This window comes from Bradyrhizobium sp. SZCCHNS3052 (genome assembly GCF_032484495.1).
Taxonomy (GTDB): domain Bacteria; phylum Pseudomonadota; class Alphaproteobacteria; order Rhizobiales; family Xanthobacteraceae; genus Bradyrhizobium.
This window is the reverse complement of the sequence record NZ_JAUETB010000001.1, coordinates 1,692,425-1,716,690: the sequence shown is the minus strand read 5'-3', so window position 1 is coordinate 1,716,690 and position 24,266 is coordinate 1,692,425. Positions and strand designations below refer to the sequence as shown.

The 24,266-nt window shown below is 65.2% G+C and carries 24 protein-coding genes; 20 read left to right on the top strand and 4 right to left on the bottom strand.

Annotation, left to right across the window (positions count from 1 at the left end; genetic code table 11):
* Position 1: 1 nt before the first annotated feature.
* On the bottom strand, positions 2–568 hold the full coding sequence (locus QX073_RS07855; protein ID WP_315711636.1) for an XRE family transcriptional regulator: 567 nt from the start codon (positions 566–568) through the stop codon (positions 2–4).
* Between the two features lie 210 nt (positions 569–778).
* Here QX073_RS07855 and secG point away from each other — a divergent pair, with 210 nt between their 5' ends.
* The 6 genes from secG to QX073_RS07825 all read left to right on the top strand — a co-directional run bounded on the left by secG (position 779) and on the right by QX073_RS07825 (position 6,996).
* On the top strand, positions 779–1,162 hold the full coding sequence (gene secG / locus QX073_RS07850; RefSeq protein WP_316225541.1) for a preprotein translocase subunit SecG: 384 nt from the start codon (positions 779–781) through the stop codon (positions 1,160–1,162).
* A gap of 167 nt (positions 1,163–1,329) precedes the next feature.
* Complete coding sequence (locus tag QX073_RS07845) at positions 1,330–2,961, top strand: CTP synthase (protein WP_315711639.1); 1,632 nt, start codon at positions 1,330–1,332, stop codon at positions 2,959–2,961.
* A gap of 198 nt (positions 2,962–3,159) precedes the next feature.
* Complete coding sequence (locus QX073_RS07840) at positions 3,160–3,486, top strand: NIPSNAP family protein (protein ID WP_316225540.1); 327 nt, start codon at positions 3,160–3,162, stop codon at positions 3,484–3,486.
* A 117-nt stretch (positions 3,487–3,603) separates the two neighbouring features.
* Positions 3,604–4,467 (top strand): 3-deoxy-8-phosphooctulonate synthase, encoded by an 864-nt coding sequence (gene kdsA, locus QX073_RS07835; protein WP_316225539.1) that lies wholly within the window; start codon positions 3,604–3,606, stop codon positions 4,465–4,467.
* Complete coding sequence (locus QX073_RS07830; RefSeq protein WP_316225538.1) at positions 4,467–5,678, top strand: MFS transporter; 1,212 nt, start codon at positions 4,467–4,469, stop codon at positions 5,676–5,678. Before kdsA ends, QX073_RS07830 begins: the two co-directional genes overlap by 1 nt.
* Before the next feature lie 736 nt (positions 5,679–6,414).
* Entirely contained in the window at positions 6,415–6,996 is a 582-nt protein-coding gene (locus QX073_RS07825; protein WP_316165278.1) for a hypothetical protein, read from the top strand.
* 314 nt (positions 6,997–7,310) lie between these two features.
* On the opposite strand, the gene QX073_RS07820 is transcribed toward QX073_RS07825, so the two are convergent.
* Both QX073_RS07820 and queF read right to left on the bottom strand, forming a co-directional pair.
* Complete coding sequence (locus tag QX073_RS07820; protein ID WP_316165280.1) at positions 7,311–7,616, bottom strand: hypothetical protein; 306 nt, start codon at positions 7,614–7,616, stop codon at positions 7,311–7,313.
* Positions 7,617–7,641: 25 nt separating this feature from the next.
* Complete coding sequence (queF, locus tag QX073_RS07815) at positions 7,642–8,118, bottom strand: preQ(1) synthase (RefSeq protein WP_316165282.1); 477 nt, start codon at positions 8,116–8,118, stop codon at positions 7,642–7,644.
* A gap of 169 nt (positions 8,119–8,287) precedes the next feature.
* Here queF and eno point away from each other — a divergent pair, with 169 nt between their 5' ends.
* The 8 genes from eno to QX073_RS07775 all read left to right on the top strand — a co-directional run bounded on the left by eno (position 8,288) and on the right by QX073_RS07775 (position 16,060).
* Complete coding sequence (eno, locus tag QX073_RS07810) at positions 8,288–9,571, top strand: phosphopyruvate hydratase (protein ID WP_315738192.1); 1,284 nt, start codon at positions 8,288–8,290, stop codon at positions 9,569–9,571.
* A gap of 38 nt (positions 9,572–9,609) precedes the next feature.
* Positions 9,610–10,752 carry a zinc-binding dehydrogenase gene (locus QX073_RS07805; protein ID WP_316225537.1) on the top strand — a complete coding sequence of 381 codons (1,143 nt, stop codon included), beginning with the start codon at positions 9,610–9,612 and terminating at the stop codon, positions 10,750–10,752.
* 119 nt (positions 10,753–10,871) lie between these two features.
* Positions 10,872–11,867, top strand: coding sequence for an MBL fold metallo-hydrolase (locus QX073_RS07800; protein ID WP_316186344.1), 996 nt, complete (start codon positions 10,872–10,874; stop codon positions 11,865–11,867).
* Between the two features lie 248 nt (positions 11,868–12,115).
* Entirely contained in the window at positions 12,116–13,285 is a 1,170-nt protein-coding gene (locus tag QX073_RS07795; RefSeq protein ID WP_316225536.1) for a serine hydrolase, read from the top strand.
* A gap of 147 nt (positions 13,286–13,432) precedes the next feature.
* The gene (locus QX073_RS07790) at positions 13,433–13,990 is read left to right on the top strand and encodes an NADPH-dependent FMN reductase (RefSeq protein WP_316165286.1); all 558 of its coding nucleotides are present in this window, start codon (positions 13,433–13,435) and stop codon (positions 13,988–13,990) included.
* Positions 13,991–14,135: 145 nt separating this feature from the next.
* Positions 14,136–14,927, top strand: a complete 792-nt coding sequence (locus tag QX073_RS07785) for an aldolase (protein WP_316225535.1) — start codon at positions 14,136–14,138, stop codon at positions 14,925–14,927.
* A gap of 26 nt (positions 14,928–14,953) precedes the next feature.
* Positions 14,954–15,664, top strand: coding sequence for a GNAT family N-acetyltransferase (locus QX073_RS07780; RefSeq protein WP_316186103.1), 711 nt, complete (start codon positions 14,954–14,956; stop codon positions 15,662–15,664).
* Positions 15,665–15,742: 78 nt separating this feature from the next.
* On the top strand, positions 15,743–16,060 hold the full coding sequence (locus QX073_RS07775; protein WP_315711657.1) for a septum formation initiator family protein: 318 nt from the start codon (positions 15,743–15,745) through the stop codon (positions 16,058–16,060).
* 134 nt (positions 16,061–16,194) lie between these two features.
* On the opposite strand, the gene QX073_RS07770 is transcribed toward QX073_RS07775, so the two are convergent.
* Positions 16,195–17,874 carry a methyl-accepting chemotaxis protein gene (locus QX073_RS07770; RefSeq protein ID WP_316225534.1) on the bottom strand — a complete coding sequence of 560 codons (1,680 nt, stop codon included), beginning with the start codon at positions 17,872–17,874 and terminating at the stop codon, positions 16,195–16,197.
* Between the two features lie 480 nt (positions 17,875–18,354).
* Between QX073_RS07770 and pdhA the strand changes: the two genes are divergently transcribed.
* From pdhA to lpdA, 6 genes are read left to right on the top strand one after another with little or no spacing between them, the layout of a single operon-like run.
* A complete protein-coding gene (gene pdhA, locus QX073_RS07765; RefSeq protein WP_315711659.1) occupies positions 18,355–19,377 on the top strand; it encodes a pyruvate dehydrogenase (acetyl-transferring) E1 component subunit alpha in 1,023 nt (340 codons plus the stop codon).
* Between the two features lie 30 nt (positions 19,378–19,407).
* Positions 19,408–20,802: a pyruvate dehydrogenase complex E1 component subunit beta gene (locus tag QX073_RS07760; RefSeq protein ID WP_315827496.1), complete on the top strand. Its 1,395-nt coding sequence runs from the start codon at positions 19,408–19,410 to the stop codon at positions 20,800–20,802.
* A gap of 18 nt (positions 20,803–20,820) precedes the next feature.
* Complete coding sequence (locus tag QX073_RS07755) at positions 20,821–21,126, top strand: DUF5076 domain-containing protein (RefSeq protein ID WP_015666657.1); 306 nt, start codon at positions 20,821–20,823, stop codon at positions 21,124–21,126.
* A gap of 2 nt (positions 21,127–21,128) precedes the next feature.
* Positions 21,129–22,484 (top strand): pyruvate dehydrogenase complex dihydrolipoamide acetyltransferase, encoded by a 1,356-nt coding sequence (locus tag QX073_RS07750; RefSeq protein ID WP_315711661.1) that lies wholly within the window; start codon positions 21,129–21,131, stop codon positions 22,482–22,484.
* Between the two features lie 39 nt (positions 22,485–22,523).
* Positions 22,524–22,760: a hypothetical protein gene (locus tag QX073_RS07745; RefSeq protein WP_315827498.1), complete on the top strand. Its 237-nt coding sequence runs from the start codon at positions 22,524–22,526 to the stop codon at positions 22,758–22,760.
* Positions 22,761–22,792: 32 nt separating this feature from the next.
* A complete protein-coding gene (gene lpdA, locus QX073_RS07740) occupies positions 22,793–24,214 on the top strand; it encodes a dihydrolipoyl dehydrogenase (protein WP_315827499.1) in 1,422 nt (473 codons plus the stop codon).
* The last annotated feature ends 52 nt before the right edge of the window (positions 24,215–24,266 follow it).

Genomic DNA, 24,266 nt, shown 5'->3' with positions numbered 1-24,266 from the left:
CTCAACTCCGGGCAAGCGCCACGACATAGACGCAGGGTGCGTCCGACTCGTTGGCAAAGGTGGTGTCGATCGGTGGGCCGAAGCCGAGGCAGTCGCCGGGGCCGAGGACGTGGCGTTCCGCGCCTTCCGTGATGGTCAATTGCCCGCTCTGCACCCAGAGAAGCTGGCGGATGTGGATGTATGAGGAGGCCGGCAAGGTCACGCTGCGGTGCGCCGGCATCTCGACGGTCACCAACTCGATCGGATGATCCGGCCTGAGAAAGACCTGGCGCCGGACATAGCCCGTGTCCGGATCGCGCCAGACCGGCTGCTCGGCCGCCTTGGACAGGCGCTCCGACTGGGCCTCGGCTCGGAGCATCAAGCCGGCCAGCGTGAGATCGAACGCGCTTGCCAGCTTGACCAGGATGACCGCCGTCGGGCTGACCTCGGCGCGCTCGATCTTACTGATGGTGGCCTTTGACACTCCCGAGCGCTCGGCAAGGTCGGCCAGCGACCAGCCGCGGCTGTCCCGTTCCAGCAGCAGGCGGCGCGCCAGCCGCTGGCTGAAGTCGTCTATTATTTGATCCATATGTCTCTAATAGTAGAAAATGGATGGTCGGGCAAGCCTCGACGACGGGCGGCGCGGCAGCGCTTGTGAGAAGCGCGGCTGCGATTATCTGCGGGGTGGCGTTGCCCGACATGATCGTGTAACACCGCGCAAATTTCCGAATAGCCCGCGAAGCTCTCGCGATCCCGGCCTCCGGCCGGGGCCTGCGAGGGCTTGTGACGGAAGGTCACCATGCAGACTGTCTTGATCGTCATCCACCTCATGATTGTCGCCGTCCTGATCGGTACGGTGCTGTTGCAGAAATCCGAGGGCGGTGGCCTTGGCATGGGCGGCGGCGCCGGTTTCATGTCGAGCCGCGGCACGGCCAACCTGTTAACGCGCACGACCGCGATCCTGGCACTCCTCTTCTTCCTCACCAGCCTGGCGCTGACTTGGCTCGCGGGTCTGGATCGCAAACCGACCTCGATTCTCGGCACCTTGCCTGGGCAGACCCAGTCAGGCGGCGCGAGCCCGGTGGCGCCGACCGGGGGCGGCGTGCTCGACCAGCTCAAGAAGGCCGACGAGCAGCAGGCTCCCGCGGCTCCGGCTGCGCCGCAGGCACCGCAATCGCAATAACGCGGATAAGCCATGCAGGAACGCAATTGGCGTCCTGCGTCATGAGGCGGTCTCAAGTACCTGAGACCATTCAGATTTTGAAGTAACCCACAGGCCCGCGACAGCGTTGCGGGCTGCAAGCGATTCGTTTTGGCGAATCGAGCGCGCGGCATTAAAGGTAGGGTCCCATGGCGCGGTACATCTTCATCACCGGCGGCGTGGTTTCCTCGCTCGGAAAGGGTCTGGCTTCAGCCGCGTTAGGCGCGCTGCTGCAGGCCCGTGGCTACAAGGTCCGGCTTCGCAAGCTCGACCCCTATCTCAACCTCGATCCAGGCACGATGTCGCCGTATCAGCACGGCGAAGTGTTCGTGACCGATGATGGCGCCGAGACCGATCTCGATCTCGGACATTACGAACGCTTCACCGGCCGACCGGCGACCAAGGCCGACAACATCACCACGGGCCGGATCTATCAGGACATCCTGACCAAGGAGCGGCGCGGCGACTATCTCGGCGCGACCATCCAGGTCGTCCCGCACGTGACGAACGCGATCAAGGATTTCGTCCTGTCCGGGAATGACGAGTACGATTTCGTGCTGGTCGAGATCGGCGGCACCGTTGGCGACATCGAGGGCCTGCCGTTCTTCGAGGCGATCCGGCAGCTCGGCAATGAGCTGCCGCGCCATCACGCGATCTACATCCACCTCACGCTGCTGCCCTACATCCCGAGCGCCGGCGAGTTGAAGACCAAGCCGACGCAGCATTCGGTCAAGGAGCTGCGCTCGATCGGCATCCAGCCTGACATCCTGCTGTGTCGCACCGACCGCCCGATCCCGAAGGAGGAGCGGCGCAAGCTCGGCCTGTTCTGCAACGTGCGCGAAAGCGCCGTCATCGAGGCGCGTGACGTCGACAACATCTATGCCGTGCCGGAGGCCTATCACGCCGCCGGCCTCGACGACGAGGTGCTGGCCGCGTTCGGCATCGAGCCGCGGGTGCCGCCGGCGCTTTCGAGCTGGCACACGATCAATGAGCGCGTTCGCAACCCGGAAGGCGACGTCACGATCGCGATCGTCGGCAAGTACACCGGCATGAAGGACGCCTACAAGTCGCTGATCGAGGCGCTGTCGCATGGCGGCATCGCCAACAAGGTCCGCGTCAAGCTCGACTGGATCGAGAGCGAGGTGTTCGAGAACGAAGACCCCGCGCCATTCCTCGAGCACGTCAATGGCATCCTGGTGCCCGGCGGCTTCGGCCAGCGCGGCGCCGAGGGCAAGATCCGTGCGGCGCAATTCGCGCGGGAGCGCGACGTGCCGTATTTCGGCATCTGCTTCGGCATGCAGATGGCGGTCATCGAGGCGGCGCGCAATCTCGTCGGGATCGCCGAGGCCAATTCGACCGAGTTCGGTCCGACGCCGGAGCCGCTGGTCGGCCTGATGACGGAATGGCTGCGTGGCAATGAGCTGGAGAAGCGCTCCAAGAGCGGCGATCTCGGCGGCACGATGCGGCTCGGCGCCTATCCTGCGGCGCTCAAGCGCGGCAGCCGCGTCTCCGAGGTCTATGGCGGCGCCACCGAGATCTCCGAGCGGCATCGCCACCGCTACGAGGTCAACACCGCCTACAAGGACCGGCTCGAGCAGCACGGGTTGAAGTTCTCCGGCCTGTCGCCCGACGGCGTGCTGCCGGAGATCGTGGAGTACGAGGACCACCCGTGGTTCATCGGCGTCCAGTTCCACCCCGAGCTGAAGTCGCGCCCGTTCGAGCCGCATCCGCTGTTCGCGTCGTTCATTCAGGCCGCAGTGGTGCAGTCGCGACTGGTGTAACGGGCTCGTGGTGCCAAGTCCCGTCATTGCGAGCGGAGCGAAGCAATCCAGAGTCGCGGGCGGGACTCTGGATTGCTTCGTCGCTGACGCTCCTCGCAACGACGGCCGAGGCGCGCAACGCGACCTTTGACGGCCGCGACGATTGTTGCGACAACGCTCCCCGATCGCGCGAAGCCAGAAAAGATCAGGGAGGATCAGATGATCTACGAGAGCCGCATCTATCGCTGCATTCCGGGCCGGCTGCCGGCGCTGCTGAAGCGTTTCGAAAACACGACGCTGAAGCTGTGGGAGAAGCACGGCATCCGCCCCGTGGGCTTCTTCACGACCCTGATCGGCGAATCCAACCAGGACCTCACCTATTTCATCGCCTGGGAATCGCTCGCCGAGCGCGAGACCAAGTGGACCAAGTTCATGTCCGATCCCGACTGGATCTCGGCGCGTGCCAAGAGCGAGGAGGACGGCCAGATCGTTGCCAACATCACCAGCCAGTTCCTGGTGCCGACGGCGTTTTCGGCGTTGAAATAGAGCCCGGGGAGGGGCTGGGATGACCGATCCCCGCAACCCTGCTATTCGCAGGCAAACGCCGGTTGATCCGGCAGCCGGCGCTGGGCCATGGTCGCGCGCTCTCATGAGGATGATGTCGTGAACGCTTCGATCTCTGCCGCGCCGGTCGTCAGCCTCGGCTCCGTCAAGTTTGGCAACCACCTGCCGCTCGCCGTGATCGCCGGCCCATGCCAGCTCGAGAGCCGCGCGCATGCGCTCGAGGTCGCCTCGGCGCTGAAGGAGATCGCGGCGCGGCTGAACATCGGCCTCGTCTACAAGACCTCGTTCGACAAGGCCAACCGCACCTCCGCCTCGGCGGCCCGCGGGCTGGGGCTTTCGCAATCGCTGCCGATCTTCGCCGAGATCCGGTCTTCGCTCGGCCTGCCGGTGCTGACCGACGTGCATGACGCCAGCCAGTGCGCCGAGGTGGCGCAGGCCGTCGACGTGCTGCAGATCCCCGCGTTCCTGTGCCGGCAGACCGACCTGCTGCTGGCGGCCGCGGCGACGGGCAAGGTCGTCAACGTCAAGAAGGGCCAGTTCCTGGCGCCCTGGGACATGGCCAACGTGGTCGCCAAGATCACGGGCTCCGGCAATCGCAACGTGCTGGTCACCGAGCGCGGCGTCTCGTTCGGCTACAACACGCTGGTCTCCGACATGCGCGCGCTGCCGATCATGGCACGCACGACCGGCGCGCCGGTCATCTTCGATGCGACCCACTCCGTGCAGCAGCCGGGCGGCAAGGGCACGTCCTCGGGCGGCGAGCGCGAATTCGTACCGGTGCTGGCGCGGGCGGCGGTGGCCGTGGGCGTCGCCGGCGTCTTCATCGAGACCCATCCCGATCCCGATCATGCGCCTTCCGACGGGCCGAACATGGTCCCGCTCGCGCAGTTCGAGGGGCTGCTGCGAACGCTGATGGCGTTCGACGCACTCGCCAAGGCGCCGGCGGCGGACGCCGGGCGCTGATGCACCAGACCGCCGCCAAGCCCGCGGGGCAGAAGTTTCCGCCGGCGGTGAACATCATCGCCCTCGCAGGCTTCTCGGCGGCGCTGTCGACGCGGGCGCTCGATCCGGTGCTGCCGCATGTCGCCGAGGATTTCGCGATCAGCATCACCACGGCGGCGAGCATCGCCGCGGGCTATGCGCTGATCTACGCGCTGATCCAGCCGGCGATCGGCGCCGCCGCCGATCTGTTCGGCAAGGCGCGGCTGATGACGCTGTGCCTGGCGCTGCTCGGTGTCGCCAGCATCCTCGGTGCGCTCGCCACCTCGTTTCCGCTGTTGTTCGCGACGCGCATCCTCGCCGGCATCGCCTCGGGCGGCGTGTTTCCGGTGGCGCTCGGGCTGACCAGCGATCTCGTTGCGCCCGACAAGCGGCAGGTCGCGATCGGCCGCACGCTCGCGGGCTCGATGGCGGGCAACCTGCTCGGCGCGACGGCATCCGGCATCATCGGCGATTTCATCGGCTGGCGTGGCGTGCTCGCGATCCTCGGCGCGCTCGGGCTGATCGCCTCCTTCGCGGTGGCGGCAGGCTTTCGCGGCGCCAAGGTCACGCATGCGCCGACCACCGATCTCGCCGCGCTGAGGAAGGGCTACCGCACCATCTTCACCAACCCCAATTCGCGCTTCTGCTTCTCGGCGGTGTTCGTCGAAGGCTGCTGCGTGTTCGGGCTGTTTCCGTTCATCGCCTCGTTCCTGTTCGATCTCGGCGAGACCTCGCTGTCGATCGCGGGCATCGTCATCGCAGGCTTCGCGGTCGGCGGCCTGTTCTACACGTTCACGGTCTCGAACTTCCTGCCGCGGCTCGGCGTCAAGGGCATGATGATCACGGGCGCTGCCCTGGTCGGGTTGCAGCTCGCCGCGCTCGCCTTCGGCCCGGGCTGGAAGCTGCAGTTCGGCTGCATGCTGCTGATGGGCTGGGGCTTCTACATGATCCATGGCTGCCTGCAGGTGTTCGCCAGCGAGCTGTCGATCGGGGCGCGCGCGACCGCGATGTCGCTGCACTCGTTCTTCTTCTTCATGGGCCAGACGGTCGGCCCGATCGCCTACGGCTTCGGCCTGGTCCACGGTGGCAAGCAGCCGACCTTGCTGATCGCCGCCATCATGATGGTCGTGCTCGGCTTCGCCTGCGCCGCGCTGCTGCGGCAGCGGCCGCCGGCAGATGCGGCGGTCAGCTGACGGCCATGTCGGACACGGGCGCGGGCCCATTGCATCTGAAGACATGGTCCCGTCGCGGCAGCAACGCCTGCTAATTTGTTGCTCTGTCATGGCCGGGCTTGTCCCGGGCATGACGACGTGGAGACGGGCGAGGGTAAAATGCCCATCGTTAGCTGCGATGGTCCTGGGGAAGTGCGGCGAGGGCGTTTCTCGCTCTCGATGCTGAAGATGCGCGGCTGAGACATATCGGCGCTTTCGTTGGCCGCGGGACGCACCGCCGCCATCTCGCGGCGCGTCTGCGTCCGAGCTTTGCCTTGGGACATGCCCTCTTTCTGAGAAGAGGGCGCGGGGAATGCCGGGAGCTGGCCGCCCCCATGGCCCGCCTGCAGAAAAAAATGCAGGCGGCAGGAACCACAGGTTCAGCCGAGACATCCCGGCATTCCCCGCGCGATGGTTGGGCGGCTTATACGTACTCTCCCCGGGGACCGGGCTGTCTTGCCCCCGTGACCGGCGGATCATCATCACCGCCAGCGGAGCCTCAGCGTCGGGAGGCCAGGACCATACGACTTCGCCGGCGTATCAGGCTCGTTCGTCCGCATGACTGATCACGCTGCGAACCCGACACGCCCACCGCATCCCGCCTCAACGTCCGTGACGACCGCGAAGCGCCCCTCTGATCGAGACGGGACGACGATAGTCAATCACGAATTCTGATAAAACGAAAGTAGAATATTTTTCGCGGAAGGTCTGGACAGGGGTGATCGGTTTGAAGGCGCAGGAAAAATCGGCTTTCAGGAGCAGCGGTTTGGTGGTTGCAGAGAACGGGAAAGTCAAACGGGAACGCACCCGTCGGGCGACTCAGAACCATGGATCGACGCTGGGCTGCGGCTGCTGTACCCGCATTTACGGTCCGCCACCGCTGGTCGTCCCACGACGCTGCAACGCCATCGCGAGGACCCAAGCAAAGAAGCGTTTGGAGTTCACTGGGTTCGTTCCGGCGGTCATTGAAAGCCTTTGTGGCGCAACCTTTGGCGTTGCCGAAGCACCTCGGTTGAGCTTGAGTGGTATTAGGCTAAGCACCGGCGAAACGGGCAAGCAGAAGCCGCTCTTGTATTTCGACGAAAATATTCCAGCGTCGATCATTGATAATTTTAGGAAGCGATCTTGGTGGAAAAAGAAGGTGAAGGTGCTTAGTGCGGTAGAGCTAGGCAATCAGGGTCGGTCTGACGACTTTCATTCCAGTACTGCTCGCGGCTCGGATACACGCTCGTCTCTTTTGATACCGACTTCAATGATGATGCAGCCTACCCGTTTTCAAACGGAAGAATGTACGGGGTAATCATGTTGAAGGGGTCGAAGAAGAACTCGAATCGATCGAAAAGCGATCTTGCCTCCCTCCTGGATTTCGTTTTGGCGACTCCTTTCCCGAAGTCGTTTTTGCAGGAAAGCAAGTTTGTCATAAGCGGAGAAGGATGTGTGATGCGGGGGAGAGATGTAAAAACGAAAGAGATCAAATCCATGCAAATTGAATCTCGTAAGACCCGCCTGGGAGAGGTTTGGAAGCACTTCTCAATAATGTAGTTTAGCGGTAGTGCGAAAGTGCGTACGAGGCGCCGGGGACCGGCGGCCTTCAGGCCCGCGCGCGATCGGCGACTACCAGTCGAGATTTGCCGACCGGCACATCTCGCAGACGATCACATCGTCCTTCCGGGAAAGGGGACGGCGGCAGCGGTGACACGTGCCCGCGGTCTGTGTGACGTGTAGCGTCAGGGCCTTTGCTTCCGCCATGGAGAAGCCGAACTCGGCGGCGAGCAATTTGTGGCCCGCAATCTGACTGCGGCGGATTTCCCTTGCGATCCTCGCCTTGTGTTCTGCTGACAGCGAGGGCGGCCACGTGACGGTTATGGTGCACTTGGGACAGTGCACCGACAGGCGGGCATGCTTTACTGCGCCGTTCACGGCGTACCTCCTTCCTCGATCAGCTTCACCCCCGCCCACGATACGGCGCCACGCCCTGGTCTGGCACCCACAGGCCCTTCGGCAGCTTGCCGGTCTGCCAGAACACGTCGATCGGGATGCCGCCGCGGGGGTACCAGTAGCCGCCGATGCGCAGCCATTTCGGCTTGATCTCGGCGGCGAGGCGCTTGCCGATGGCGACGGTGCAGTCCTCGTGGAACGCGCCATGGTTGCGGAAGCTGGCCAGATAGAGCTTCAGCGACTTGGATTCCACCAGCCAGGGGCCGGGGGCATAGTCGATGACCAGATGGGCGAAATCCGGTTGTCCCGTCACCGGGCACAGCGAGGTGAACTCGGGCACCGTGAAGCGGGCCAGGTAATCCGTGTCCTTCTGCGGATTGGGAACGCGGTCGAGCGTTGCCGTTTCCGGACTGTCGGGGGCGGCCACATGGCGGCCCAGCTGAAGGCCGGCCGATGTCATGGTGGTGTTGGATCTTTTCGCCATATGTCGTGTCACCTGTCGCGATTGGCGCCCGTTTAGCCAATCGCCGGGCGTGCGTCATCCGGTTCGTGATTTCGACGCGAGTTCTGCTCCACTTGGCCTTTTCGCCCCCGTGACCTTGCGGTAGAAGCGGCGCAGCAATGCCCACCCGGAAACGCCGTAAGAGGACCCCATGACCGCCATCGTCGACATCATCGGCCGCGAAATCCTGGACAGCCGCGGCAATCCCACGGTCGAGGTCGACGTCGTGCTGGAGGACGGCTCGGTCGGCCGCGCCGCGGTGCCGTCCGGCGCCTCCACCGGCGCCCACGAGGCGGTCGAGCTGCGCGACGGCGACAAGCACCGCTATCTCGGCAAGGGCGTGCTGAAGGCCGTCGAAGCCATCAACGACGAGGTCTATGAGGCGCTCAGCGACATGTCGGTGCAGGACCAGGTCCAGATCGACCAGATCCTGATCGAGCTCGACGGCACCGAGAACAAGAGCCGGATCGGCGCTAACGCCATTCTCGGCGTCTCGCTCGCCTGCGCCAAGGCGGCGGCGATCTCCTACGACATGCCGCTGTATCGCTATGTCGGCGGCACCTCGGCCCGCACCCTGCCGGTGCCGATGATGAACATCGTCAATGGCGGCGTCCACGCCGACAATCCGATCGATTTCCAGGAGTTCATGATCATGCCGGTGGGCGCGCCGAGCTTCGCGGAGGCGCTGCGCTGCGGCTCGGAGATCTTCCACACGCTCAAGGCCGAGCTGAAGAAGGCCGGTCACAATACCAATGTCGGCGACGAGGGTGGCTTCGCGCCGAACCTGCCGTCGGCGGACGCAGCCCTCGACTTCGTCATGAGCGCCATCGGCAAGGCCGGCTACACCGCCGGCGAGGACGTGATGCTGGCGCTGGACTGCGCCGCGACCGAGTTCTTCAAGGACGGCAAGTACGTCTACGAGGGCGAGAACAAGTCGCGCTCGCGCTCCGAGCAGGCCAAGTATCTTGCGGATCTGGTCGCCCGCTACCCGATCGCCTCGATCGAGGACGGCATGTCGGAGGACGACATGGACGGCTGGAAGGAGCTGACCGACCTGATCGGCCACAAGTGCCAGCTCGTCGGCGACGACCTGTTCGTTACCAACGTCAACCGTCTCGCCGACGGCATCCGCAACGGCCGCGCCAACTCGATCCTGATCAAGGTCAACCAGATCGGCACGCTCACCGAGACGCTGGCCGCGGTCGAGATGGCCTACAAGGCCGGCTACACCGCCGTGATGTCGCACCGCTCCGGCGAGACCGAGGATTCGACGATTGCCGATCTCGCGGTCGCCACCAATTGCGGGCAGATCAAGACCGGCTCGCTGGCGCGCGCCGACCGCACCGCGAAGTACAACCAGCTGCTGCGCATCGAGCAGGAGCTGGACGCGCAGGCCAAATATGCGGGCAGGGCGGCGCTGAAGGCGCTGGCCTGAGTCTGGACAAGCTAACCAAAGAAAAAAGGGAGGCGCGCATGGGTGTCGAGACACAGGGCCTGCAACTGCGGACGCTGATCAGGCGCAGCGGCGAGCTCGAGCTCTCGCTGGTCGACGTGCCGACCCCCGAGCCGGGGCCGGACGAGGTGGTGGTGCGCATCGAGGCGGCGCCGATCAATCCGTCCGATCTCGGCCTCCTCGTCGGCGCCGCCGACCTGTCGACCCTGCAGGCGTCCGGCACCAAGGAGCGGCCCGTGATCACCGCCAAGGTGCCGGAGGCGGGGATGCGGGCGATGGCCGGCCGGCTCGACGAGTCCCTGGCCGTCGGCAACGAGGGCGCGGGCGTGGTGGTCAAGACCGGCTCCTCGGATGCCGCCAAGGCGCTGATGGGCCGCACGGTCGCGGCCATCGGCGGCGCGATGTACAGCCAGTATCGCTGCTTGAAGCTCTCCGAATGCCTGCCGCTGCCGGCCGGCACCACGCCGGCCGACGGCGCCTCCTGCTTCGTCAATCCGCTGACCTCGCTCGGCATGACCGAGACGATGCGGCGCGAGGGCCATACTGCGCTGGTGCACACGGCCGCCGCGTCCAATCTCGGGCAGATGCTCAACAAGATCTGCCTCAAGGACGGCATCCCGCTCGTCAACATCGTGCGCAGCGCTGATCAGGCCGAGCTGTTGCGCGGCATCGGCGCGAAATACATCGTGGATTCGACGGCGCCGACCTTCATGGACGACCTGATCGCGGCGCTGGTCGAGACCGGCGCGACCATCGCCTTCGATGCGATCGGCGGCGGCAAGCTCGCCGGCCAGATCCTCAACGCGATGGAAGCCGCGATCAACAAGTCCGGCAAGCATCCCTACAGCCGCTACGGCTCGAACGTGCACAAGCAGGTCTACATCTACGGCAGCCTGGACACGCGCCCGACCGAGATCACGCGCGGCTTCGGCATGACCTGGAGCGTCGGCGGCTGGCTGCTGTTTCCGTTCCTGATGAAGATCGGCAAGGCGGATACCGAGCGGCTGCGCCAGCGCGTCGTCGACGAGCTGAAGACGACCTTTGCGAGCCACTACACCAAGGTCGTTTCCTTGTCCGAGGCGCTCGATCCGGCCAACCTCGCCGCGTACGCCAAACGGGCCACCGGCGAAAAATTCCTCATCGACCCCAACAAAGAGAAGTGACCTAACGTCGCTCCTCGGACGTTGCTGACGGGCTTGCGTTTGGCCCGCATGCGGAGACAATCCGCCCCGTTTGTCTGGGGGCGGTGTCAGCCGCATGGAGCACTGAGGAGAGATTTGTCATGACCCGATTGGATCGCCGTCGATTTCTGGCCGGTGCGGCCCTCGCCGGGGCTGCAACCGCTTTGCCGCCGCTGGCCGGACGGGCACGCGCAGCGGTTGCACCCGCCGGCGCGCAGGCGCCCGGCTTCTATCGCTACAAGGTCGGCGACTATGAATGCACCTCCGTCAATGACGGCGCGCGCACCTTCCCGATGCCCGACACGTTCGTCGTCAACACGGCGAAGGACGACGCGCTCGCGGCTGCCGAAAGCGCCTACATGCCGAAGGGCATGATCACGATCCCCTTCAATCCGCAGCTGATCAACACCGGCTCCAAGCTGGTCTTGATCGACACCGGCAACGGCGCTGGCGCCTTCGAGGCCAGCAAGGGCGCGGTTGGCCGCACGCTGCAGAACCTCGCTGCCGCCGGCGTCGATCCGAAGAGCATCGACGTCGTCGTGCTCTCCCACATGCATGGCGACCACATCAACGGCCTCAAGCTCGCGGACGGCTCGCTGGCGTTCCCGAACGCCGAGCTGAAGGTGCCGGCCAAGGAGTGGGCGTTCTGGAATAGCGACGAGAACGCCGCCAAGGCGCAGACCGACTTGATGAAGGGCAACTTCGCCAACTTCAAGAAGGTGTTCGGCGGGCTCGAGAGCAATGTCACTCAGTACGAGTGGGACAAGGAGGTCGCGCCCGGCATCACCGCGCTCGGCACGCCCGGTCACACGCCGGGACACACCTCGTTCGCGGTCGCGTCCGGCAACGCCAGGGTCCTGATCCAGGCCGACGTCACCAACGTCCCCGAACTGTTCCTGCGCAACCCCGACTGGCACGTGATGTTCGACACCGATGCCGAGATGGCGCAGGCCACGCGGCACAGGTTCTACGACATGGCCGCCGCCGAGAAGGCCAAGGTGATCGGCTTCCACTTCTCTTTCCCTTCAGTGGGCTATGTCGAGAAGGACGGCGCCAAGTACCGGCTGATTCCGGCGCCGTGGAATCCGGTGATCTGAATATCGGTTAGCGTCATTGCGAGGAGCCCCCGGGTCTCGCCTCCGGCGAGCCCGAGGACAGGCTCCGCGACGAAGCAATCCAGACTCCCAACCGAGCCCTGGATTGCTTCGCTTCGCTCGCAATGACGGAGGAGAGAGGGGGCCGCCTTCGGGCGGCCTGCTCGTTTTTGCATATGCGAAATGTCGGGCTTTCCGCGGCTCGCGCGAGCGCCTATGTCGAACCTCCCGGGATGTCCGCAGGGCCTTGCATGTCGACCGATCTCTCAGCTTCCAGCGCCGATCTTTCCAACTGGCGCTCCGCGCCGTTCAGCCGCTGGGCCTTCCACAACATTCGGTCGATCCTCCCGGTCGCCGACATCGAGAGCGCGCCCGGCAGCGCGTGGCCGCTGCCGGCAAGTCCGATCTCCTTCGATCAGTTCAGCCTGCGGCTGCCGAAGGGCGGCATGCTCGATCTGGACGGATTCCTGAAAGCGACGGCGACGGACGGGCTCCTGATCCTCCACGACGGCCGCATCGTGTTCGAGCACTATGACGGCGGCACCGACCGCGACACGCCGCACATCCTGATGTCGGCGACCAAGTCGATCACCGGGCTGATGGTCGGAATCCTCGCGGATCGCGGCGAGCTCGACGTCGACGCCGAGGTCACGCGCTATGTGCCGGAAGTGGCCGCCACGGCCTATCGCGGCGCCACGATCCGGCAGCTGCTCGACATGCGTGCGGGCGTCGTGTTCGATGGTGCCGGCCTGCAGGCCTATGCCGACGCCGCGGGCTGGGAGCCGGTCGCGCCGGGCACGACGCCAAACCTGCACGATTTCTTTGCGACGATGCGCGCTCAGGCGGCGCCGCATGGCGGCGCCTTCAGCTACGTCTCGTCCAACACCGATCTGCTGGGATGGGCGATCGAGCGCGCCACCGGCCGCAGCTTCGCGAGCCTCGCCGGCAGCCTGCTGTGGAAGCCGATGGGGGCGAGCGGCGAGGCCTTCATCACCCTCGACCGAAACGGCGCGCCGCGCTGCACCGGCGGCTTCTGCGCCACCTTGCGCGACGTCGCCCGGCTCGGCCAGCTCGTGCTGTCAGGCGGGCGGCGGGGCTCTCACACGATCATTCCCGAAGGTTGGATCGACGACATCAGGCACAATGGCGATGTGCAGGCCTGGCGCGACGGCCAATGGCGCGACAGTTTTGCCGCGATCAGCCGCAACATGCACTATCGCAGCGGCTGGTACGTCACAAACGACGCGCCGCAGCTGATGTTCGCGATGGGCATTCACGGCCAGAACCTGTTCGTCGATGCCGCCAACGGCATCGTGATCGCCAAGGTCTCGTCATGGGCGCAGCCGGTCGACGGGCAGGCGATCTGGCTCACACATCAGGCGGTGGCGGAATTCACGCGCTGTCTCAAGGGGACCGGCTGAGCTCCACGACGCGGGCAAGGGTCGGGAACACTCGGGCGTTGCTTGCGATGAAACGCAGTGTTTCGCGTGAGGATGGTCCATGCACTTGCATGTTCCTGCTCGCGCGCCTTAAGTGCGCTCCACACCCCGCTCCTCAAAGGATTCCCCATGCCCGCACCTTATTCGATCGTCGCCCTCGTCGGCAGTCTCCGCAAGGAGAGCTTCACCCTGAAGATCGCCAATGCGCTCGCCAAGCTGGCGCCGGCCAGCCTGAAGATCGACGTGACCACGCTCAACGGCCTGTCGTTCTTCAACCAGGATCTCGAAGCCAATCCGCCGGCCGACTGGCTCGCCCTGCGGGAGAAGCTGAAGGCCTCGAACGGCGTGCTGATCCTGACGCCGGAATACAACCGCTCGATTCCCGGCGTGCTCAAGAATGCGATCGACGTCGCCTCGCGTCCCTATGGGCAGAGTTCGTTCCTGGGCAAGCCGGTCGGCCTCATCTCCAATTCGCCGGGCCCGCTCGGTGGCGTGGCGGCGGCCAAGCATCTGCAGAACATCATGCCTGGCATCTCTGGCCCGGTCATGGGGCAGCCGGAAATCTACCTGAATGGCGTCGGCGACGCCTTCGACGCCCAGGGCGAGCTGGTCAAGGATTCGCTCAAGACGGTGTTGCAGCAATATCTGGATGCATTCGCCGCATTCGTGGCCAAGCAGAACGGCTGATCGCGTTCGCCGCCGCCGCGTCCACCTGCGGCGGTCGGCAACTGCATGACGGGTATGATGCGGGCAGGGCGTTGACGCGCCTTGCCCGATCCGTTTCAAGGCGATGCCGGACTTGCGCAAGGATGCGCGTTGCCAAGGAAGCACGATGGCCCATTCGTTCACACCCGCGTCGTCGTCGAGGCCCGGCCCGAACCAGCCGGATCTCGACTCGGAGGCCGTCTGGCAGACGCGGATCGACCTCGCGGCCTGTTTCCGGATGGCGGCACGGCACGGGTTCGAGGAGGGCATCTGCAACCACTTCTCGGCGCTGGTCCCCGGCTATGACGACCTCTTCATCGTCAATCCCTACGGCTATGCGTTCCGCGAACTGACGGCCTCGAAGCTCCTGGTGTGCGACTTCGACGGCAACGTCATTGCCGGCGACGGCCGCCCGGAGGCGACCGCCTTCTACATCCACGCCCGCATCCACAAGGCGCTGCCGCGCGCCAAGGTCGCGTTCCACACCCACATGCCCTACGCCACCGCGCTGTCGATGACCGAAGGCGACCCGCTGATCTTCGCCGGGCAGACGGCGCTGAAATTCTATGGGCGAACCGCGGTCGACGCGAACTACAACGGGCTGGCGCTCGACGCGCGGGAGGGGGATCGCATCGCCGGGGCTGTCGGTGATGCCGACATCGTCTTCATGAAGCATCATGGCGTCATGGTTCTGGCGCCGACCATCGCCGAAGCCTGGGACGATCTCTACTACCTTGAGCGCGCCTGCCAGGTGCAGTGCCTGGCGCTGTCGACCGGCCGCAAGGTGGTGCCGGTCGCGCCCGAGATCGCCGAGGCCGCCTATCGCCAGATGCGCGAAGGAGATGCGGAATCGGCTCGGTTGCACCTCGAGGCCGTCAAGCGCATGCTCGACCTCGAAGAGCCGGTCTACCGGAGCTGAGGACGGATCGTCTGGAGGCTGGTTCGATGTCCAAATTGGAGCTTTCTGCCGAGCAGCACGCAGCGCTGGATCGCCCCGTCTGGTCAGCCCTGACCACCGGGCACCGAGCGCTTGCGGAGGGCGCCGCGCATGCTCGTCGCTATCCGGCGGCGATTGCGCCATTTGCCGCCATGTCGGACGACAGCGATGCTGCGTGGTCTGAACTCGCCGACCTTGCCAACGAGGATGTCGTTGCGATCGTGACCCCTGCACCCCCGGGCGATGTGCGTGGCCTTGACGCCCGGCTCAGAGCCAGCGTCCGCCAGATGGTTGCCGTCGGGGCGGTCGATCCCGTGGGGGATGCCGCGGTCGAGGTGCTGGACGAGCGCGACATCCCGGCGATGCTGGAACTGACTGCGCTGACCAAGCCCGGTCCGTTCCTGGCCAGGACCCGCGAGCTGGGCCGCTACATCGGCATTCGCGACGGGGAGCGACTGGCGGCCATGGCCGGGGAGCGCATGCGCCTCGACGGGTTCACGGAAATCAGCGCAGTCTGTGTCCATCCGGACTATCGCGGCCTTGGCTATGCCCAGAGGCTCGTCACGGTCCTGATGACGGCCATCAGGGGCAGGGGCGAGACGCCGTTTCTCCACGTCATAGACGACAATCATGCCGCGATCGCGCTGTATGAGCGTCTCGGCTTCGTGTCGCGAGCCACCTTGTGTTTCACGGTGCTTCGGCAATCCGTCAGCCAGTGACGCGTGATGGGACCTTCGGAACGAAGCCGCGCGGCGTAGATTAGCAGATCCTTAACCAAGGCGCCCCATCTTCCGGCCATGGTCTCCCGCGCGCGGCTCAAATCGTTCCTGACCGGGCTCGCCCTCTACACGATGGCGGCCGCCATCATCGGCTATTTCGGCATCAACGCCTATACCGGCCGCTACGGCCTGACCGCGCGTCAGGAGCTCGACCAGGAGATCATTGCGCTCACCTCCGAGCTCGCCCGGCTGAAGCAGGAGCGGGCGGAGGGTGAGAAGCGCGTGTCGCTGCTGCGCTCCGACCGGGTCGATCCCGACATGCTCGATGAGCGCGCCCGCTTCCAGCTCGGCTACGCTAACCCGCGTGATCTGATCCGGATCAATCGGCCGAACTGAGCGAGCCGGTCTCCGCGATGCATCCGTTGTGAGACTCGCCTCGCGTCTGCGTAACGAACGCAGGCACGACAAGCCCATGACGAGGAAGACCCGCGCTGCGCGCGGGCCTTCGACGATCGCTGATGGGCTGCCCCTTATGCGGCCCGCACGGTGGCGAGGAACTTGTGGACCTCGGCCTTCAGGCGGTTGCTGTCCTGGGACAGTGACTGCACAGCGTTGAGCACCTGGGACGAAGCCGTCCCCGTCTCGGTTGCTTCGCGCTGGACGTCGGCAACATTCGCGGAGACCTCTTTCGTACCGCTGGCGGCTTGCTGGATGTTGCGCGAGATTTCCTGGGTTGCGGCGCCCTGTTCTTCGACAGCGGCTGCGATGGTGGCGGCGATTTCCGACATCCGGCCGATCGTGTCGCCGATTTCCTTGATGGCGGTCACCGAATGCTGAGTGGCGGTCTGGATGGCGCCAATCTGCTGGCTGATCTCTCCCGTCGCCTTGGCAGTCTGCTCGGCGAGCGCCTTGACCTCCGAGGCGACAACGGCGAAGCCGCGACCAGCTTCACCCGCCCGCGCCGCCTCGATGGTGGCGTTCAAGGCCAGCAGGTTGGTCTGGCCGGCGATGGTGTTGATGAGCTCCACCACGTCGCCGATGCGAGCCGCCGCTTGCGACAATTCGCCCACGCGTTCATTGGTCTTGCGGGCCTGCTCAACGGCTTCACTGGCGATCGCCGAAGACTGCTGCACCTGTCGGCTGATCTCGTTCACGGAGGAGGACATTTCCTCGGTGGCGGCGGCGACCGACTGGACGTTGTTGGAGGCGGCGCCTGAGGCGCCGGCTACGACGGTGGCAAGACCCTTCGAGCGCTCGGCCGTTGCGCTGAGCGACTGGGCCGATGACTCCAGATCGGTCGCTGCCGACGACACCGTCTCGATGATCTGGCCGACCGCTGTCTCGAAATCGTTCGCAAGGCGCATCGTATCGATCTTGCGCTGCTCGGCCTGGCGTGCCTCCAGCTCGTTCTGCTCGGCCTCGAGCCGCTGGCGGGCGACGGCATTGACCTTGAACACCTCGACGGCACGGGCCATCTCGCCGACCTCGTCGCGCCGTTCCGAGTTCGGGATCTGCACAGCGAGATTCCCGTTCGCAAGCTCGGTCATCGTCCGGGTGATCGCTTGCAGCGGCCGGACCAGGCCGCGCGCGATCATCAGGGTCGCAACGCACAGCAGGGCGATCAGTCCGACGGCCCACATCAGCGTCACCTTGACGGAGGCGTAGAACGCCTCGTCGAGATCGTCGACATACACGCCTGTGCCCACAACCCAGTTCCACGGATCGGCCTTCATGGTGTAGCCGAGCTTCGCCACCGGGACGCTGCTGCCGGCGCGCGCGAACATATAGCTGACGAAGCCGCCACCAGGCTGGGTCGAAGCCGCGATCAACTCGCGTACGAAGGGCAGACCATTGGCGTCCTTTTCGTTGAGCAGACCCTTGCCCTCCCAATCCGGCTTCGGGCCAAGCACGAGGTTCACGCCGTCCGGCTGGTAGACGAAGATGTAGTCGTTCTTGCCGAACCGAATGCCGCGGAGCACGGCCTTGGCGCGGTTCTGCGCCTCGTCCGCGGTCAGGGCCCCCTTCGCCGCCGCATCGGCAAAGCCCTTCACGATCGACACGGCAGATTGCACCTGTCCGACGACTACAGCCTTACGCTCTTCGACCAGGGCTGTTCGGGTGGCCAGCAGCTGGCTGACCACGGCGACGATACAGACGCCGATGGATAACGCGACCAGAACCGCAAAGCGGCGAGGGATGGTGAGAACCATGTTCGTTCCTGTCAGAGGGCCCAGGCAGCCGGACAGTCCAGGCAGCCAGGGATTTTCGTTTAGTTATTTGATTTCGTTGATGAATTCGGAATAATTGTGCGCTGCGGAAGGTTTAGAATTGATTGATTCGAAGGCCCGTAGGAACACGGAGACCCTCTGCCGCTGCTCGGTCGGAATATCCGTTATGCCGATGTTCGATATGTCGGGTTTTTTTGGTCGCTGTCGGCGTCGTCAAGATCCAACGATGAGGGTGTCGTCGAGGGCGTCGTCGGCTTGGCCTCAAGCGTCCCATCCGCTGAGATGGCTGCTCATTTTTGTAGCGGCCTGCGGTCGGATTCCAAAAATGGTGGAATTGTATTTGCAATATTTCGTGTGCATTGCAGCGCGGCACGCCAAAGCCTTCGGACGCGCCACGCGGTCCTTTTACGTCTCCTGGAGTTGAGCTAGAGAGAGCTACTTTTTCTCTCATCCGGAATTGCCATGGCCGCACCGAAGAAGACCGCCGCAAAGGAACAAGGGCAGGACAGAGACAACGGCCCGCCGCCGGAATTCACCAGAGAACAGGAATTGGCTGCGCTGCGCGACATGCTGCTGATCCGTCGCTTTGAGGAGAAGGCGGGTCAGCTTTATGGCATGGGTGCGATCGGCGGCTTCTGCCATCTTTACATCGGCCAGGAAGCCGTCGTGGTCGGCATGCAGATGGCGCTGAAGCCGGGCGATCAGGTCATTACCGGCTATCGCGATCACGGCCACATGCTGGCCACCGGCATGGACGCCAAGGGCGTGATGGCCGAGCTCACCGGGCGCCGCGGTGGATACTCCAAGGGCAAGGGCGGCTCCATGCACATGTTCAGCATGGAGAAGAACTTCTTCGGCGGCCACGGCATCGTCGGCGCCCAGGTCTCGCTCGGCACCGGCCTTGCGCTCGCCAACCGCTACCGCGGCAACGACTCGGTCAGCGTCGCCTATTTCGGCGACGGCGCGGCCAACCAGGGGCAGGTCTATGAGAGCTTCAACATGGCGGAGCTCTGGAAGCTGCCGGTGATCTACGTCATCGAGAACAACCGCTATGCGATGGGCACGGCGGTGTCGCGCGCCTCGGCGCAGACCGACTTCTCCAAGCGCGGCATCTCCTTCAACATCCCGGGCGAGCAGGTCGACGGCATGGACGTCCGCGCCGTGAAGGCTGCGGGCGAGAAGGCCGTTGCCTGGTGCCGCGAGGGCAAGGGCCCTTACATTTTGGAAATGCAGACCTACCGCTATCGCGGCCACTCGATGTCGGACCCGGCGAAGTATCGTACCCGCGAGGAGGTCGAGAAGGTCCGTCACGACCAGGATCCGATCGAGCAGGTCCGCAACCGCCTGCTGGCGGCCAAGGTCAGCGAGCAGGATCTCAAGACGATCGATGCCGACGTGCGCAAGATCGTCAACGAGGCCGCCGATTTCGCGCAGGCCGATCCCGAGCCCGATGTCGCCGAGCTCTACACCGACGTTTACCGCTGAGCGCGCGCAAGCTGTTTCTCTGGAGCTGATATGCCTATTCAAGTTTTGATGCCTGCGCTGTCGCCCACGATGGAAAAGGGCAATCTCGCCAAGTGGCTGAAGAAGGAAGGTGAGGCGATCAAGTCGGGTGACGTGATCGCCGAGATCGAGACCGACAAGGCCACGATGGAGGTCGAGGCGACCGACGAGGGCACGCTCGGCAAGATCCTGATCCCCGAAGGCACCGCCGACGTCGCGGTCAATACGCCGATTGCGACCATCCTCGCGGATGGCGAGAGCGTGGCCGATCTCGGCAAGGCGGCACCCGCTGCCGAGATGAAGGCCGCGCAGTCGGCGCCGCCGGCCGAGCCGGCTGCTTCGGTGTCGGCATCACCTGCGCCGACCGGCGTGGCTGCGCCGCAGAGCGTGGCCGAGCCCGATCCCGAGGTGCCCGCGGGCACCGAGATGGTGACGCAAACCATCCGCGAGGCGCTGCGCGACGCCATGGCCGAGGAGATGCGCCGCGACGGCGACGTCTTCATCATGGGCGAGGAGGTCGCCGAATATCAGGGCGCCTACAAGGTCACCCAGGGCCTGCTGCAGGAGTTCGGCGCCCGCCGCGTGATGGACACGCCGATTACCGAGCACGGCTTCGCCGGCATCGGCGTCGGTGCCGCGATGGCCGGCCTGAAGCCGATCGTCGAGTTCATGACCTTCAACTTCGCCATGCAGGCGATGGACCAGATCATCAACTCCGCGGCGAAGACACTCTATATGTCGGGTGGCCAGATGGGCTGCTCGATCGTGTTCCGTGGTCCGAACGGCGCCGCCGCCCGCGTTGCCGCGCAGCACAGCCAGGACTACGCGTCCTGGTACTCTCACGTTCCCGGCCTCAAGGTGATCGCGCCGTACTCCGCGGCGGACGCCAAGGGCCTGCTGAAGGCCGCGATCCGCGATCCGAACCCGGTGATCTTTCTCGAGAACGAGGTGCTCTACGGCCACTCCGGCGAAGTGCCGAAGCTCGACGACTATGTGATCCCGATCGGCAAGGCGCGCATCGCCCGCAGCGGCAAGGACGTCACCATCATCTCGTGGTCGAACGGCATGACCTACGCGCTGAAGGCCGCCGATGAGCTTGCCAAGGAGGGCATCGAGGCCGAGGTGATCGACCTGCGCACGCTGCGTCCGATGGACACCGAGACCATCGTCGCCTCGGTCAAGAAGACCGGCCGCGCGGTGACGGTGGAGGAGGGCTGGCAGCAGAGCGGCGTCGGCGCCGAGATCGCCGCGCGCATCATGGAGCACGCCTTCGACTATCTCGATGCCCCAGTCGCGCGCGTGTCCGGCAAGGACGTGCCGATGCCGTATGCGGCGAATCTCGAGAAGCTCGCGCTGCCCTCGGCCGCGGAGGTCGTTCAGGCCGCCAAATCCGTCTGCTACCGGTAAGCCGTCGAGGACGCCCAGATGGCCGGACCCAAGGAGCAGCCGCTGCCGCCCGATGTAATCGGCCGCGAGGACGCCACCGAAGTGTTGCGCGCCTTCGTGCTCGATGGCGGGCTCTCGATCGCCTTCCAGCGCGCGTTCGAGGAGCCCGACGTGTGGGGGCTGCTCCTGGTCGACGTCGCCCGTCATGCTGCGCGCGCCTATGCGCGCGAGAGCGATTATTCCGAAGACGAGGCGCTGCAGCGCATCGTCGAGATGTTCGAAGCCGAGCTGGCTCGGCCGACCGATACGGGCACCACCAGCCCCAGGTCGAAACAAGGTCACTGATCATGCCGATCAACATTCTCATGCCCGCGCTGTCGCCGACGATGGAGAAGGGCAACCTCGCCCGTTGGCTCAAGAAGGAAGGCGACCAGGTCAAGTCAGGCGAGGTCATCGCCGAGATCGAGACCGACAAGGCCACGATGGAAGTCGAGGCGGTCGACGAAGGCACCCTCGCCAAGATCCTGGTGCCGGAAGGCACGCAGGACGTGCCCGTGAACGACGTGATCGCGGTGCTCGCCGGCGAGGGCGAGGACGTCAAGGCCGCCGGCAGCGCACCGGCTGCGGCAGCTCCCAAGCCCGAGGCCAAGCCCATCGCATCGGCGGCTCCCGCTGCGACGGCTGCACCGGCCGCGGCGCCCGCGCCGAAGTCGGCTACGGCTCCTGCGCCAGCCGCGCCTGCGGCGGCCCCTCAGGTCAACGGTCATGCGCGCATCTTCTCGTCGCCATTGGCGCGACGTCTCGCCAAGGATGCCGGCATCGATCTCGGCCGCATCACCGGCACCGGCCCGCACGGCCGCGTCGTTGCGCGCGACGTCGAGGACGCCAAGTCCGGCAAGGGCCTGAAGGCCGCGCCGTCGGCGGCACCTGCCGCGACAGGCGCGCCCGCGCTGGCGCCGTCGATGTCGGACAAGCAGATCCTGGCGCTGTTCGAGCCCGGCTCCTACGAGGTCATCCCGCACGACGGCATGCGCCGCACCATCGCGCAGCGCCTCACGGCGTCGGTGCAGAACGTCCCGCACTTCTACCTGACGATCGACTGCGACATCGGCAAGCTGCTCGCCGCGCGCGAGGAGATCAATGCGGCAGCTCCAAAGGACAAGGAGAAGAAGCCGCTCTACAAGCTCTCGGTGAACGATTTCGTCATCAAGGCGATGGCGGTGGCGCTGCAGAAGATCCCGAACTGCAACGTGAGCTGGACCGAAGGCGGCATGGTCAAGCACAAGCATTCCGATGTCGGTGTCGCCGTCGCAATGCCCGGAGGACTGATCACGCCGATCATCCGCAAGGCCGAGACCAAGACGCTGTCGGCGATCTCCAGCGAGATGAAGGACTTTGCCGCGCGCGCCCGCTCGCGCAAGCTGAAGCCGGAGGAATATCAGGGCGGCACCACGGCCGTCTCCAACCTCGGCATGTACGGCATCAACCACTTCACCGCCGTGATCAATCCGCCGCATGCCACGATCCTCGCGGTTGGCACCTCGGAAGAACGCCCCGTCGTGCGCAACGGCAAGATCGAGATCGCGAGCATGATGAGCGTGACGCTGTCGTGCGATCACCGCGCGATCGACGGCGCGCTCGGCGCCGAGCTGATCGGCGCCTTCAAGCAGCTGATCGAGAATCCCGTGATGATGATGGTGTGATCTTGCTTTCCGGAGCGGGATGGCAAACGGGGCCGACGCATGCGCATCAGAACGCGGTGGCCCTGGATCACGGCGCTGGTGAGCGCCGCGCTGTTTGCCAATCCGCTCGGGATCGACGTCATCTATTCTGCCTTCTTCTCCGGCGAGGCGCTGTCGCGCGGCATCTGGGCGCCGATCGCGCTCGCCGGATTCGCTATCTGCACCCTGCTGATGCTCCTGGAAGCCGTCATGCGAGCCATGATCTGGCGACGCTCCGTCCGCAGCCCCACCGTCTGATTTCCGACTGCTTAAGTTGAATGGGAGCCGTCATGGCCGACACATCCTTCGACATCATCATCATCGGGTCCGGCCCGGGCGGCTACGTCGCCGCGATCCGCGCCGCCCAGCTCGGCTTCAAGACCGCGATCATCGAGAAGTCCTATCTCGGCGGCATCTGCCTGAACTGGGGCTGCATCCCGACCAAGGCGCTCCTGCGCTCGGCCGAGATCTATCACTACATGCAGCATGCCAAGGACTATGGCCTGTCGGCGGAGAAGATCTCCTACGATCCGAAGGCGGTTGTGCAGCGCTCGCGCGGCGTCTCGAAGCGCCTCAATGACGGCGTCGGCTTCCTGATGAAGAAGAACAAGGTCCAGGTGATCTGGGGCAAGGCTGCGATCGACGCGCCTGGCAAGATCACGGTGACCAAATCCGACGTCGAGGCGCCCAAGGGCGCGCTGGGCGAGGGGACCTATCAGGCGAAGCACATCATCGTTGCCACCGGCGCGCGGCCGCGCGTGCTGCCGGGGCTCGAGCCGGACAAGAAGCTGGTCTGGACCTATTTCGAGGCGATGGTTCCTGACAAGATGCCGAAGTCGCTGTTGGTGGTCGGCTCTGGCGCGATCGGCATCGAATTCGCCTCGTTCTTCCGCACCATGGGCTCTGACGTCACCGTGGTCGAGGTGCTGCCGCAGATCCTGCCCGTCGAGGACGCCGAGATCGCCGGCCTCGCGCGCAAGCAGCTGGAGAAGCAGGGCCTCAAGATCATGACCGGCGCCAAGGTCACCAAGCTCGACAAGAAGAGCGACAGCGTGGTGGCGACGATCGACGACGGCAAGGGCAAGACCGAGTCGGTCGAGTTCGATCGCGTGATCTCGGCGGTCGGCGTTGTCGGCAACATCGAGAATCTTGGCCTCGAGAAGCTCGGGGTGAAGACCGATCGCGGCTGCATCGTCATCGACGGCTACGGCAAGACCAACGTCCCCGGCGTCTACGCGATCGGCGACGTCGCCGGTCCCCCGATGCTCGCGCACAAGGCCGAGCATGAGGGCGTGGTCTGCGTCGAGGCCATCAAGGGCCTGCATCCGCACCCGATGGACAAGAACCTCATTCCGGGCTGCACCTATTGCCATCCGCAGGTCGCCTCCGTCGGCCTCACCGAGGCCAAGGCCAAGGAGCAGGGCCGCGACGTCAGAGTCGGCCGCTTCCCCTTCGTCGGCAACGGCAAGGCAATTGCGCTCGGCGAGGACCAGGGCCTGGTCAAGGTGATCTTCGACAAGAAGACCGGACAACTGATCGGCGCCCACATGGTCGGCGCCGAGGTCACCGAGCTGATCCAGGGCTATGTCGTGGCGATGAACCTCGAGACGACAGAGGAAGAGCTGATGCACACGGTCTTCCCGCATCCGACCCTGTCGGAGATGATGAAGGAAGCCGTGCTCGACGCCTACGGCCGCGTGCTGAACATGTAGCTCCGTCCCCGCTCGTCATGCGCGGGCTTGACCCGCGCATCCATCGCGCTTC